This window comes from Isoptericola sp. NPDC057653 (assembly GCF_042799955.1).
GTDB lineage: Bacteria > Actinomycetota > Actinomycetes > Actinomycetales > Cellulomonadaceae > Isoptericola.
Genome location: NZ_JBHVHP010000001.1, coordinates 476,266 through 489,296, shown reverse-complemented (window position 1 = coordinate 489,296; position 13,031 = coordinate 476,266). Strand labels below are relative to the sequence as shown.

Genomic DNA, 13,031 nt, shown 5'->3' with positions numbered 1-13,031 from the left:
GCTTGATGTACAACAGCAGTCGCACGTTCTGTACGACGGTGTCGGTACCGCTAGATGTCGAGGAAACGGACGTCCTTGGCGTTGCGCTGGATGAAGCTGCGGCGGGACTCGACGTCCTCGCCCATGAGCACCGAGAAGATCTCGTCGGCCGCGGCCGCGTCGTCCATGGTGACCTGCAGCAGCGTGCGGTGCTCCGGGTCCATCGTGGTGTCCCAGAGCTCGGTGTAGTCCATCTCGCCCAGGCCCTTGTACCGCTGGATGCCGTTCTCCTTGGGGATCCGCTTGCCCGCCGCGATCCCCTCCTTGAGGAAGGCGTCCCGCTCGCGGTCCGAGTACACGTAGTCGTGCGGCGCGTTGGACCACTTGAGCCGGTACAGCGGCGGCTGCGCGAGGTACACGTGGCCGTGCTCGATGAGCGGGCGCATGTACCGGAACAACAGCGTGAGCAGCAGGGTGCAGATGTGCTGGCCGTCGACGTCGGCGTCGGCCATGAGCACGATCTTGTGGTACCGGAGCTTGGACAGGTCGAAGTCCTCGCCGATGCCGGTGCCGAACGCCGTGATCAGGGACTGGATCTCCTGGTTGGAGAGCGCCTTGTCCAGGCGGGCCCGCTCGACGTTCAGGATCTTGCCGCGCAGCGGCAGGATCGCCTGGTTGTGCGGGTTGCGACCCCGGACGGCGGAACCGCCGGCCGAGTCGCCCTCCACGATGTAGACCTCGCAGTCCTCCGCACGGTTGGACTGGCAGTCCTTGAGCTTGCCGGGCATCCCGCCCGAGCTCAGGATCCCCTTGCGGCGCGTGGCCTCGCGGGCCTTGCGGGCCGCGATACGGGCCTGCGACGCCTGGACCGCCTTGCGGATGATGTCTCGCGCCTCCGTGGGGTGCGCGTCGAACCAGTCCACGAGCTTCTCGCGGACCACGCGCTGCACGAACGTCTTGGCCTCGGTGTTGCCGAGCTTGGTCTTCGTCTGGCCCTCGAACTGGGGCTCGCCGAGCTTCACGGAGATGACGGCGGTCAGGCCCTCGCGGATGTCGTCACCCGTGAGGTTGTCCTCCTTCTCCTTGATGATCGTCTTCTCGCGGGCGTAGCTGTTCACCAGCGTGGTGAGCGCCGCGCGGAAGCCCTCCTCGTGCGTGCCACCCTCGGTGGTGGAGATGGTGTTCGCGAAGGTGTGGACCGACTCGCTGTACGAGCTGGTCCACTGCATCGCGATCTCCACCGAGATCTTGCGCTCGGTGTCCTCCGCCTCCACGTCGATGATCTCGGGGTGGATGAGCTCGGACTTCTTGGCCGCGTTGATGTGCGCCACGTAGTCCGTGAGGCCGTTGTCGTAGCGGTAGGTCACGGTGCGCACGGGGTTCGCGGCCTCGGGGCCGGTCCCTCCGTCGGCGGCGGTGACGGAGTCCTCCGACGCGGGCCTCCCGACCACCTCGTCGTCCGCGACGACGTGGCCGGCGCGCTCGTCGCGCAGCGTGATCTGCAGGCCCTTGTTGAGGAAGGCGTACTGCTGGAAGCGCGAGCGCAGCGTCTCGAAGTCGTAGTCGGTGGTCTCGAAGATCGACCCGTCGGCCCAGAAGGTCTGCGTCGTCCCGGTGGACTCGCCGTCGGCCAGCGGCTCGAGCCGCTGGACGCCCGTGACCGGCTCGCCGCCGTCGCGGTACTCCTGCTGCCAGTGGTAGCCGTCGCGCTTCACCTCGGAGACGAAGCGCGTGGACAGCGCGTTGACCACGGACATGCCCACGCCGTGCAGGCCGCCGGAGACCGCGTACCCGCCGCCGCCGAACTTGCCGCCGGCGTGCAGGATCGTCATGACGACCTCGAGCGTGGGCTTGCCCTCCGTGGGGTGCATCGCGACGGGGATGCCGCGACCGTTGTCGCGGACGCGGACGCCGCCGTCGTCCAGGAGGGTCACCTCGACGGTGTCGGCGTGGCCGGCCAGGGCCTCGTCCACAGAGTTGTCCACAATCTCGTACACCAGGTGGTGGAGGCCGCGCTCACCGGTGGAGCCGATGTACATGCCCGGGCGCTTGCGGACGGCCTCGAGGCCCTCCAGGACGGTGATGTTGCCGGCGTCGTACCCGTTCCCCGGTCCGGTGGCTCCGTCGGCGGCGACAGCATCAGGACGGGGGGTGTCGGTTCGGTCTGCCACAGGCGGAGCTGCTCCTCGGTCGTCGTGCACGCGCCGGCGCTTCGTGCGGTGTGCGCGCGGCGCGGCTCTCAGGTTCCGGGCACGCACCCGACCGAGCCGTGCGAGAGAGGTCGGACCACGACCCGGAATGACCTTCCCAGTCTACCTGCCGGAGGCAAGGAAACGGCGGATTGACGCCGTTGGGGAGAAGTTCCGCACACGTTGTCCACAGGCGGCGGACGGGCACTGCCGCAGGTATTTGTCCACAGGGTTTTCCCCAGGCTTGTCCACACCTGGTGGGGGATGAGCACCCCTCATGGTGATGTGTCCGGCTTTCGTGCTCTGACCGTTATCAACGACTCTCCCGATTTACTCCAAAAACTGGTGTACTACCCCACGAATCCCCATCTCGCACGTCGATCGGCGTCGGTCTCCGCGCGCCGTCAACCACCGAAGGGACAACACCACTGTGAAGAGGATCCTGGCGGGCGTCGCCGCGACGACGCTCGCCGTCGGCGGGATGCTGGTCGCCATCGCGGCGCCGGCCTCCGCCCACACCCCCCGTGTCAAGGACACCTGCACCAGCCTGGAGGTGAACCTCACCCAGTACCGGGGTGCCGACATCGTCGTCACCATCGACGGGAAGAAGGTCGCCGGCGAGGGCTTCGGCGACTCCTGGCACCGGACGTTCGAGCTCGACGGATCGACGGGGCACGAGTGGACCGTGGACGTCGACGCCCACGACGGCGACCGGTACGACGCCCACGAGCGCGGCGTCACCGAGGCCTGCACGCCCACGACGCCGGAGCCGCCGCACGGCACCGAGGTCCAGGTGGGCATCTACCTGTACCCCAAGCTCGACAAGGACAAGGGCGCCGCGTGGGAGAACTCCGGGAAGCAGGAGCTGCTCGGCACCACGACGCTCACCCTCCCCGAGGACGAGCTCACCAACGACGAGCACTGGTACACGGAGCTCCCTGAGACCGACGCGCTCGACGACATCGACCTGTGCACCGGCTGGGGCATCCAGCAGGACCTGGTGCGCGGCGGGCCCGACGACTACACGATGCCCGACACGATCACGTACCCCGACGGGTCCTCCATGGACGGGCACCTCGTCGACTGGCAGCACCAGGAGCTGAGCGACTTCGGCATCGAGCTCCCGACCGCCGAGGACTGCGCGACGCCGACCGAGCCCGAGGTCCCCGAGGTTCCCGAGGTCGAGGAGCCCCAGGTCGTCGTGCCGCAGGCGCCGGCGGCGCTCGAGGTCTGCGGTGCGGACTCGTCCGACGTGATCCTTCCCGCGGACAGCGCCGAGATCACGTACCTGCGCACGGAGCAGGGCGTCCTCGCGGTGCCGACGAAGGGTCACACGTTCGGCGAGGACCTCGCCGGCTACACGCGTACCGAGGGCGGTGACGTGATCTTCCCGATCGCGGAGCTGGTCCCGGCCGCGGAGGACTGCGCGCTGGTCCCCGGTGACATCGCCGCCGTCTGCGACGGCGACACCCCGTACCTCTCGTACGGCGTCTCCCTGCCGGAGGGCGTCGAGGTCGACGGTGACACGCCGCTGACGATCACGTTTATCAACCCGGACGGCGGCGAGGACTACGTGGCCGCGGACCAGCCGCTCGAGGGCCGGCTCCTCTGGCCGGGCGCCACGGACACCGCGCCGAAGCAGTGGCCGGGCTGGGAGCAGCAGGACGACGGCTCCTACGTCGAGACGGACGGGAACTACGCCTGGACCCGGGACGGCGTGCAGGTGCTGTTCGAGGTCAACCCGGAGTACTCCACCGTGGTCGACTACCCGCCGGCCTCGTCCGAGTGCGCCAACCCGATCGGCGTCGGCGGCCCCGACACCGAGACGGTCGCGGACTCCGCGGACACGCCGTCGGACGACGCCGCGGGCGGCGCCGACAGCCTGCCGCAGACCGGCGCCACGGTCGGCGTGATCGCCGGCCTGGCCCTGCTGCTGGTCGCCGGCGGTGGCGCGCTGTTCTGGCTGCGCCGCCGCGTGCAGCACTGACGCGCTGAGCACGACGAAGGCCCGGTCGCACGGCGACCGGGCCTTCGTCGTTCCACCACGCGGGTCGCCCCGACAAGGCCCGGACTCAGCCGAAAGTGTCTCGCGGCCCCGGCCCGCGCACGGAACGGCGCCCGCGCCGGAACCCCGGACCTGCGGGGCCCAGCACCGTGACCTGCTCGACCACGCCCTCGCCGACCTCCTCGGCCAGACGTCTCAGCAGCGTGGGTACGAGCAGGCGCACCTGCGTCGCCCACGCCGTCGAGTCCGCACGCACCACCAGGACCTTCTGCTCGAACGTCTCCGGCTGGCAGTGGTCCGCGACCTGGTCGCCCACGACCTCCCGCCAGCGGCCGATGACGCCGCCCACGGAGACGTCCGCCGTCCAGCCCTTGTCCCGCATGAGGCGGCCCATCACCTCGGACAGCAGCTGCGGGTCGCGCGCCCCCGGCCCCTGGCCCGACATCCGCGGCTCCGCGAGGGGGGAGCGGCGCGCCGGCGAGCCGGGACGCAGGCCCTTGGCACGGGCGGCAGCCTTGGCGCGGTTGAGGGCCTCGCGGGCCACCGCCGAGGGCGGCGTCAGCTCCGTGCGGTCCAGCACCGGCCGGGGGTCGGCGTCGGGCCGGGAGCGCGGGCCGGGCGGCTCGTCCCCGACGCCGTCGGAGACACCTTCCGGACCGTCGTCCACGGCGTCGTCGTCACCCCGCACGACGCACCTGTCCCGGGGTCACCTCGAACCGCGCACCCATGAGCCCCTCGGGGACGTCGCCGGGCACGGCCGCGGTCACGAGCACCTGGCGCGCCGGCGCGACGAGCTCCGCGAGCCGCTCCCGACGGCGCACGTCCAGCTCGGCGAACACGTCGTCGAGGATGAGCACCGGGTCGGCGTCGGTGTCGAGGTCGGGGTCCCAGAACGCGGCGTCGGGCACGTGCTCCGGATCGTCGCCGCCACCGAGCAGCCGGTACGACGCCAGTCGCAACGCCAGCGCGAACGACCACGACTCGCCGTGGCTGGCGTACCCCTTGGCGGGCAGCCCGCCCAGGGTGAGCACCAGGTCGTCGCGGTGCGGGCCGACCAGGCTCACGCCGCGTTCGAGCTCCTGCGGGTGCGCGGCGGCCATCGCCGCGAGCATCGCCTTCTCCAGATCCTCCGCCGTCGGGAGCTGCCCGGTGCCGTCGCCCGCCTCCGGGACGCTCGAGCGGTACGTGAGCTCGGCGTCGCCGTCCGCGTCGCTGACCTGCTCGTACGCGGCCGCGACATGGGGGCGCATCGCCTGCACCAGCGCCAGCCGCATCGCGAGGACCTGCCCGCCCAGCTGGGCGGCGCGGGCGTCCCACACCTCGAGCGTGCTGGTGTCCACAGCCCCGCCCCCGGACCTGCGGACGCCGCGCAGCGACTTGAGCAGCGCGGACCGCTGCCGCACCACCCGCTCGTAGTCGCTCAGCAGACCCGAGGCGCGGGGGAGGAGCTGCACCACCAGCTGGTCGAGGAAGCGGCGGCGGCCGTCGGGGTCGCCCTTGACGAGGGTCAGGTCCTCAGGTGCGAACAGCACCGTGCGCAGGATCCCCAGGACGTCGCGCGCCCGGCCCAGCTGACCGCGGTTGACCCGTGCCCGGTTCGCCTTGCCGGCGGTGATCTCCAGCTCGACGGTCGACGCCCGCTCGGCGCGCACGATCCGCGTGCGGACCACGGCCCGCTCGGCGCCCGCGCGGATCAGCGGCGTGTCGTTCGCGACCCGGTGGCTGCTCAGCGTCGCGACGTACCCGATGGCCTCGACCAGGTTCGTCTTGCCCTGCCCGTTGCGGCCCACGAAGGCGTTGGGGCCCGGCTCGAGCTCGACGTCGGCCGCGGCGTACGACCGGAAGTCCAGCAGGGACAGGTGCGAGACGTACATCAGCGATCTCGACGGCCGGCGACCGGCCGGGTCACTGCGCCGGCTTGACCGCGTGCCCGCCGAACTGCTGACGCAGCGCGGCCACGGCCTTCATCGCGGGCGACTCCTCCTGCCGCGACGCGAAGCGGGCGAACAGCGCCGCAGAGATCACGGGCAGCGGCACCGCGTTGTCGATCGCCTCGTCGACGGTCCAGCGCCCCTCGCCCGAGTCGTCGACCCAGTCGTCGATGGCCGCCAGCGCCGGGTCCTCCTCGAGCGCCTTGACCATGAGGTCCAGGAGCCACGAGCGCACGACCGTGCCGCGCATCCATGCCTTCATGGTGCCGTGCACGTCCGTGACGATGTCCTTCTTGGCCGCCAGGAGCTCGTAGCCCTCCGCGTACGCCTGCATGAGGCCGTACTCGATGCCGTTGTGGACCATCTTCGCGAAGTGCCCGGCACCGACCTCGCCGGCGTGCACGAAGCCCTCCTCGCGCGGACCCTCGGGCCGCAGCGCGTCGAAGACCGGCATGAGCGCCTCGACGTGCGTCGCGTCGCCGCCGCACATGAGCCCGTACCCGTTCTCGAGGCCCCAGACGCCGCCGGACACGCCGACGTCGACGTAGCCGACACCGCGCTCGGCGAGCTCGGCGGCCCGCGCCTGGTCCTCCGGGTAGTGGGAGTTGCCGCCCTCGACGACCACGTCGCCCTCGCCCAGCAGCGTGCCGAGCTCCTGGACGACGCCGCGCGTCGGGTCGCCGGCAGGCACCATCACCCACACCACGCGCCGATCGGCGGGCAGGGTGGCCACGAGGTCGGCGAGCGAGGCCACGTCGGACACCTCGGGTCGCGGGTCGTACCCCGTGACCTCGATGCCGCCGCGGCGCAGGCGCTCGCGCATGTTGTTGCCCATCTTGCCCAGACCGACGAGTCCGATGTGGCTGACCATGGGTACCTCCAGGAGGGTGCGGGCGAGAGGGCTGCCGTGCGTCAGCCGGCGAACCGGATGGGCACGAGCAGGTAGCGGTACTCCGACGAGTCCTCGCCGTCGAGCGACTCCTGGCCGGTGAACTCCACCGGCTTGTTCGGGTGGGTGAACGAGAGCCGGACGAAGTCGGTGCCGAGCGCACCGAGGCCGTCGAGCAGGAACTGCGGGTTGAACGCGACCTGGATGTCCTCGCCCACGAGCACGGCCTCGAGGGCCTCCGACGCCTGCGCGTCGTCGCCCTGCCCGGCGTCCAGCACCACCTGGCCGTCGGTGAACGACAGGCGGATGGGCGTGTTGCGCTCGGCGACCAGGGAGACGCGCTTGGCCGCCTCGATGAGCGGCGCGGTGGCGACGACGGCGTGGATCGGCGTCGCGTCCGGGAACAGGCGGCGCACCGGCGGGTAGTCGCCGTCCACGAGCTGCGACGTCGTGTGGCGCCCGCCGGCCTCGAAGCCGATGAGGTCCACGCCCTGGCCTGTGGACAGCCCCACGTTCACCAGGCCGCCGCCACCGCCGAGCGACTTCGCGACGTCGGTAAGCGTGCGGGCGCGCACGAGGGCGACCGCGGAGTAGCCGGGGGTGGCCGGGGTCCAGGTGAGCTCGCGCAGCGCCAGGCGGTACCGGTCGGTAGCGATGAGGGTGATGCGCTCGCCCTCGATCTCCATCCGCACACCCGTGAGCAGCGGGAGCGTGTCGTCCCGGCTCGCGGCGACGCTCACCTGCGCGACGGCGTGGGTGAGGGCGTCCCCGGTGACGGTGCCCGAGAGCTCCGGCATCTGCGGCAGCGTCGGGTAGTCCTCGACGGGCATCGTCAGCAACGTGAAGCGCGAGGCGCCGCAGGTCAGCACGACCTTGGTGCCCTCGAGCGTGACGTCGACCGGCTTATTGGGCAGCGCGCGAGAGATCTCGGCGAGCAGCCGGCCGGAGACCAGGACGGTGCCCGGCTCCGAGACCTCGGCCGGGATCTCGGCGCGCGCGGAGACCTCGTAGTCGAAGCTGGACAGCCAGATCGTGCCCGCCGTGTCGACCTCGATGCGGACCCCTGCCAGCACCGGCGCCGGCGGGCGCGTGGGGAGGGTGCGCGCCGTCCAGGTCACGGCCTCGGCCAGGACGTCACGCTCAACCCGGAACTTCATCCCACTCCTCGCGTTGTCGACTTGTTGTCGATCGATGTGGGCGGTCGAGGGTGTCGTTGTGACCCGGTGGGGGCCCGCCGACGCGATCCGACCCGCCTCGTCGTCCGAGCCAAACCCTACGCGAGACGTGGCATCTTCGGCACTCGATCTGCGGACCTGTGCTCGGGCGTGGGTCGGGTCGTCGGCCGCCCTGATGAAGGCGTGGGGAATTTCTTGATGAGAACACGTTAGTCATCGTCATAGGGGTTGTGGATTCTGGGGATGACGGGTGTTTCCGCAGGTCAGGGCACTTCCCCGCATGTGGAGGCCGTGGGGGCGACGCTGTGGACGACGCCTTGTGCCTGTGGGCGACGGATTCTGTACCCACAGCCGTCCACCGATCCGGGCGCCGTCGTCCACCGATTTGGCCCCCTGGTCCACATGCGTCCACAACCTTGTCCACAGGTGTGAATCTCGCTGCCTGGGGATAACGCCCAGTTGTCCACGATGTCCGTCCACAGGGATGGGGACGGCGACGACAGATCGGCGGACTGGCGCGGTCGAGGCTGTGGGCGGTGATGTGGAGAAACGACTGCGGGCCCGCCCCACACCCTGTGAAGAGCGTGGTCGGGCCCGCGAGGAGCGTGGAGCAGGTCAGCCGCGGTGCTGCTGCTTGATACGGCTGGTGAGCTCGGTCACCTGGTTGTAGGTGGAGCGACGCTCCGCCATCTGGCCCGCGATCTTCTTGTTCGCGTGCATGACGGTGGTGTGGTCGCGGCCGCCGAACTGCTGGCCGATCTTCGGCAGCGACAGGTCGGTCAGCTCTCGGCACAGGTACATGGCGATCTGTCGCGCCGTGACCAGGACGCGGGAGCGGGAGGATCCGCACAGGTCGTCGATCGTGAGGCCGAAGTAGGCGGCCGTCTGCGCGATCACCATCGAGGGAGTGATCTCCGCGGTGTCGTCGTCGGTGATGAGGTCCTTGAGGACGATCTCCGCGAGGGCGAGGTCGACCTGCTGGCGGTTGAGGTTCGCGAAGGCGGTGACGCGGATCAGGGCACCCTCGAGCTCACGGATGTTCGTCGAGATGCGCGATCCGATGTAGCTCAGCACCTCGGCCGGCACGTCGAGCCGCTCGCTCGCCGCCTTCTTGCGGAGGATCGCGATCCGGGTCTCGAGGTCCGGCGGCTGCACGTCCGTGATGAGGCCCCACTCGAAGCGGGAGCGCAGCCGGTCCTCGAACCCGTTGAGCTGCTTCGGCGGGACGTCGGAGGTGATGACGACCTGCTTGTCCGCGTTGTGCAGGGCGTTGAAGGTGTGGAAGAACTCCTCCATCGTCTGTTCCTTGCCCTGCAGGAACTGGATGTCGTCGATGAGGAGGACGTCGACGTCCCGGTAGCGGCGCTGGAACGCCCCCGCGCGGCCTTCACCGATGCTGTTGATGAAGTCGTTGGTGAACTCCTCGGAGTTCACGTACCGCACCCGTACATGGGGATAGAGGTTGTGTGCGTAGTGCCCGATGGCGTGCAGCAGGTGGGTCTTGCCCAGGCCCGAGTCGCCGTAGATGAAGAGCGGGTTGTAGGCCTTCGCCGGCGCCTCGGCCACCGCGACCGCCGCCGCGTGGGCGAACCGGTTGGAGGCGCCGATGACGAACGTCTCGAAGATGTACTTCGGGTTGAGCCGGGTCGGCTCGGCCGACTGCTTCGGGCTCGCGGGCAGTGGCGGGGCCTCGGGCTCGTCGGGGACTCCCGGCTCCGGGGGAGCGGTGTAGTCCTGGGACGGGCCGGTGAGGGTGTCGCTGCTCAGCTCGGGATCCACGGTGATGCCGAACCGGATGTCGCGACCGAGCGTGGACGCCATGGCGGAGACGAGCTGGTCCCGGACGCTGGTCTCGAGGTACGCGCGCGTCTGCTCGTGCGGGACCGCGATGAAGACGGTGTCCTCGAGGATGGCCATCGGCTTCGCGAGCTTGATGAAGGCGAGCTGGCGGGCCGACATGTCGGGCCGTGCCTCGAGAGTGGCGAGCGTGTGTGCCCAGACATCGGTGATGTTCTCGTCCGGCTGGGCCACGGGCGTCGTCCTTCTGTCGTTCTGGATGGGCAGCGGGTCGCGAGTCTGCCACGCCCAGACTCCGTCCACAGCGTTGTCCACATGCTGTGGAACCTGTGGACAATGCTGTGGGTGACGACCGTACCGGGGCGGGCGGCGCGACGTCGCGCCGTGGTGCGTGAGGTCCTCCACATCGTAGCCACCGGGGGCACCGCGACGCCCCTGGGCGGGTTTGACCTGAGGGGCCCGCACGGCGTAACGTCATACAGCCGTTCCAGGTCCTTTCGCGCGCCCACAACTGGGCTGCCGGTCCTCGGGTCGGCCCGGTCGACGCCTCACGTCCTGTACGCGTGCGTCGACCGAGAACAAGACCGGCATCGTCGAGGAACTGACGGTGTGCCTCCCCGACGTTTCTTGGAGTACCTCGTGAGCAAGCGGACCTTCCAGCCGAACAACCGTCGTCGTGCCAAGACCCACGGCTTCCGGCTGCGCATGCGCACCCGTGCCGGCCGCGCCATCCTGGCGAACCGTCGGCGCAAGGGTCGCGCCGAGCTCTCTGCCTGACGAATGCTGCCCGCGGCGCACCGACTGCGCCGTTCCGTCGACTTCGAACGGGCGGTGCGCCGCGGCACGCGTGCAGGTCGATCGACCGTGGTGGTCCATCTCCTCGTCGACCCCGACACCGGCTCACAGGCCGGTGTCTCTGGTGTCTCGGGCGATGAACCGCCACAGGTCGGTCTTGTCGTATCCAAGGCCGTGGGGAACGCCGTGCACCGCAACCAGGTGAAGCGCCGTCTCCGGCATGCCGCCGCGGGGCACCTCTCGGTGCTCCCCGCCGGTTCCCGCCTCGTCGTGCGAGCGCTCCCGGCCTCGAGCTCCGCCACGTACGCGGAGCTCGACCGCGACCTGGCGAGCAGCCTCGACCGCGCTCTCGCGCGCGGACGGAGGGCGTCGTGACCGCCCCCACGCTCGGGCACGGCCGCGACGTGCTGCGGAACCTTCCTGCGGCCGTCCTCATCGGTGTGATCCGGGTCTACCAGTCGGTGATCTCCCCGCTCACGGGTCCCACCTGCAAGTACTACCCGTCGTGCTCGCAGTACGCGGTCATCGCGATCCGTACGCACGGCACGCTGCGGGGGACCGGTCTCGCGCTCTGGCGCATCCTTCGATGCAACCCCTGGAGCCTCGGCGGCGTCGACGACGTACCGCCCGCTCGTGACAAGCACGCCGACGACGCCGTCGACGCGCCGGCTCACGAGCACCGCGGCGCAGCTCGCCACTGACCATCCCGGACCGCGCCGCCGGGGACCGCAGAGACTTTTCCGACAGAGGAGACACATCGGGATGGATACCATCCTCTACCCCATCGAGTGGGTCGTGGCCTGGATCATGTACGGGGCCCACGCACTCTTCACGACCCTCGGGATGCAGGACGGTCCGGGCTGGGCCTGGGTGTTCTCGATCGTCGCGCTGACGATCGTCATCCGTATCGCGCTGATCCCGCTGTTCTTCAAGCAGATCAAGGCCTCGCGCGGCATGCAGATGATGCAGCCGGAGCTGCAGGCCGTGCAGAAGAAGTACAAGGGCAAGACGGACCCGGCGTCCCGTGAGGCCATGGGCCGCGAGACGATGGAGCTGTACCGCAAGCACGGCACCAACCCCATGGCGTCCTGCCTGCCGATCCTGCTCCAGTCGCCGATCTTCTTCGCGCTGTTCCGGGTGCTCAACCACCTGTCGGCGATCGCCGACGGGTCCTACCGCACGATCGGTCCGATCGACCAGCGCGTCGCCGCTGACATCGAACACTCCGAGCTCTTCGGGGCCCAGCTCTCCGACGTCTTCCGGACCACCGACTCGACGACGTCGCGCATCGTGGTCATCTGCCTCATCGTGCTGATGAGCGCCACCATGTTCTTCACCCAGCGCCAGCTGACCATGAAGAACATGCCGAAGGCCGCCCTCGAGGGGCCGATGGCGAGCACGCAGAAGATGATGCTCTACATCCTCCCGGTGATCTTCCTGATCTCGGGCATCAACTTCCCCGTGGGTGTGCTCATCTACTGGGTGATCTCGAACCTGTGGTCGATGGGCCAGCAGTTCTACACGATCAAGAAGATGCCCGCTCCCGGGTCGGAGGCCGAGCGCCTCCTCAAGGAGAAGCAGGCCCGTAAGGCCGCCGCGAAGGGCGCCATCGAGGCCGCTCCCGAGCCGGAGCCCGAGCAGGCCCGCGGGCAGCGCGAGCAGCCCAAGCGCAAGAACCGCCAGAAGCGCCGCTGAGCAGCGAGAGGAATCGACACCGATGACGACGGACACTCCCGTGGACCAGGGACCCGAGCGCACGGCGCGCCTCGAGGAAGAGGGCGAGATCGCCGCCGACTACCTCGAGGAGCTCCTCGACATCGCGGACCTGGACGGTGACATCGACCTGGACATCCAGCACGACCGCGCCGCGGTCGAGGTGGTGGCCGACGAGGACGAGGACCTCTCGGTGCTCGTGGGCCAGGACGGCGAGGTTCTCGAGGCCCTGCAGGAGCTCACGCGCCTGGCCGTGCAGGCCCGCACCGGCGAGCGCAGCCGGCTGATGCTCGACATCGGCGGCTTCCGTGCCGAGCGTCGCGCGGAGCTCACCACGCTGGCCGAGGAGGCCATCGAGCGGGTTCGTGCGTCGGGTCAGGAGGTCGAGCTCGACCCCCTGAACGCGTTCGAGCGCAAGGTGGTGCACGACGCCGTCGCTGCTGCCGGGCTGGTGAGCGACTCCCGCGGCGTGGAGCCGGCGCGGTACGTCGTGGTGCAGCCCGCGGCCGTCGAGCCGGGAGAGACCCCCGCGTCCTGATGAAGACCTCGAGGGCCCGT

Annotated in this window: 12 protein-coding genes; 6 read left to right on the top strand and 6 right to left on the bottom strand. The window is 70.1% G+C overall.

The window, feature by feature from the left end; translation table 11 throughout:
* Positions 1–50: 50 nt before the first annotated feature.
* Positions 51–2,150, bottom strand: a complete 2,100-nt coding sequence (gene gyrB, locus ACFU9A_RS02160) for a DNA topoisomerase (ATP-hydrolyzing) subunit B (RefSeq protein WP_430573616.1) — start codon at positions 2,148–2,150, stop codon at positions 51–53.
* A 448-nt stretch (positions 2,151–2,598) separates the two neighbouring features.
* Here gyrB and ACFU9A_RS02155 point away from each other — a divergent pair, with 448 nt between their 5' ends.
* Positions 2,599–4,155, top strand: coding sequence for an LPXTG cell wall anchor domain-containing protein (locus tag ACFU9A_RS02155; protein ID WP_430573615.1), 1,557 nt, complete (start codon positions 2,599–2,601; stop codon positions 4,153–4,155).
* Between the two features lie 85 nt (positions 4,156–4,240).
* Here ACFU9A_RS02155 and ACFU9A_RS02150 read toward each other — a convergent pair whose 3' ends face one another.
* From ACFU9A_RS02150 to dnaA, 5 genes are all read right to left on the bottom strand, one after another.
* On the bottom strand, positions 4,241–4,750 hold the full coding sequence (locus tag ACFU9A_RS02150) for a DUF721 domain-containing protein (protein ID WP_430575325.1): 510 nt from the start codon (positions 4,748–4,750) through the stop codon (positions 4,241–4,243).
* A gap of 100 nt (positions 4,751–4,850) precedes the next feature.
* A complete protein-coding gene (gene recF / locus ACFU9A_RS02145; RefSeq protein ID WP_430573614.1) occupies positions 4,851–6,047 on the bottom strand; it encodes a DNA replication/repair protein RecF in 1,197 nt (398 codons plus the stop codon).
* A gap of 31 nt (positions 6,048–6,078) precedes the next feature.
* Positions 6,079–6,975: a phosphogluconate dehydrogenase (NAD(+)-dependent, decarboxylating) gene (gnd, locus tag ACFU9A_RS02140; protein ID WP_430573613.1), complete on the bottom strand. Its 897-nt coding sequence runs from the start codon at positions 6,973–6,975 to the stop codon at positions 6,079–6,081.
* A gap of 41 nt (positions 6,976–7,016) precedes the next feature.
* A complete protein-coding gene (dnaN, locus tag ACFU9A_RS02135; protein ID WP_380321040.1) occupies positions 7,017–8,150 on the bottom strand; it encodes a DNA polymerase III subunit beta in 1,134 nt (377 codons plus the stop codon).
* Positions 8,151–8,783: 633 nt separating this feature from the next.
* Positions 8,784–10,199: a chromosomal replication initiator protein DnaA gene (gene dnaA, locus ACFU9A_RS02130; RefSeq protein WP_430573612.1), complete on the bottom strand. Its 1,416-nt coding sequence runs from the start codon at positions 10,197–10,199 to the stop codon at positions 8,784–8,786.
* 405 nt (positions 10,200–10,604) lie between these two features.
* Here dnaA and rpmH point away from each other — a divergent pair, with 405 nt between their 5' ends.
* The 5 genes from rpmH to ACFU9A_RS02105 all read left to right on the top strand — a co-directional run bounded on the left by rpmH (position 10,605) and on the right by ACFU9A_RS02105 (position 13,011).
* A complete protein-coding gene (gene rpmH, locus ACFU9A_RS02125; protein WP_013840089.1) occupies positions 10,605–10,742 on the top strand; it encodes a 50S ribosomal protein L34 in 138 nt (45 codons plus the stop codon).
* Between the two features lie 3 nt (positions 10,743–10,745).
* Entirely contained in the window at positions 10,746–11,135 is a 390-nt protein-coding gene (gene rnpA / locus ACFU9A_RS02120; RefSeq protein ID WP_430573611.1) for a ribonuclease P protein component, read from the top strand.
* Positions 11,132–11,461, top strand: a complete 330-nt coding sequence (gene yidD / locus ACFU9A_RS02115; RefSeq protein ID WP_430573610.1) for a membrane protein insertion efficiency factor YidD — start codon at positions 11,132–11,134, stop codon at positions 11,459–11,461. The genes rnpA and yidD overlap by 4 nt, the downstream gene beginning before the upstream one ends.
* 61 nt (positions 11,462–11,522) lie before the next feature.
* On the top strand, positions 11,523–12,455 hold the full coding sequence (gene yidC, locus ACFU9A_RS02110) for a membrane protein insertase YidC (RefSeq protein WP_430573609.1): 933 nt from the start codon (positions 11,523–11,525) through the stop codon (positions 12,453–12,455).
* 22 nt (positions 12,456–12,477) lie between these two features.
* On the top strand, positions 12,478–13,011 hold the full coding sequence (locus tag ACFU9A_RS02105) for a protein jag (RefSeq protein ID WP_430573608.1): 534 nt from the start codon (positions 12,478–12,480) through the stop codon (positions 13,009–13,011).
* The last annotated feature ends 20 nt before the right edge of the window (positions 13,012–13,031 follow it).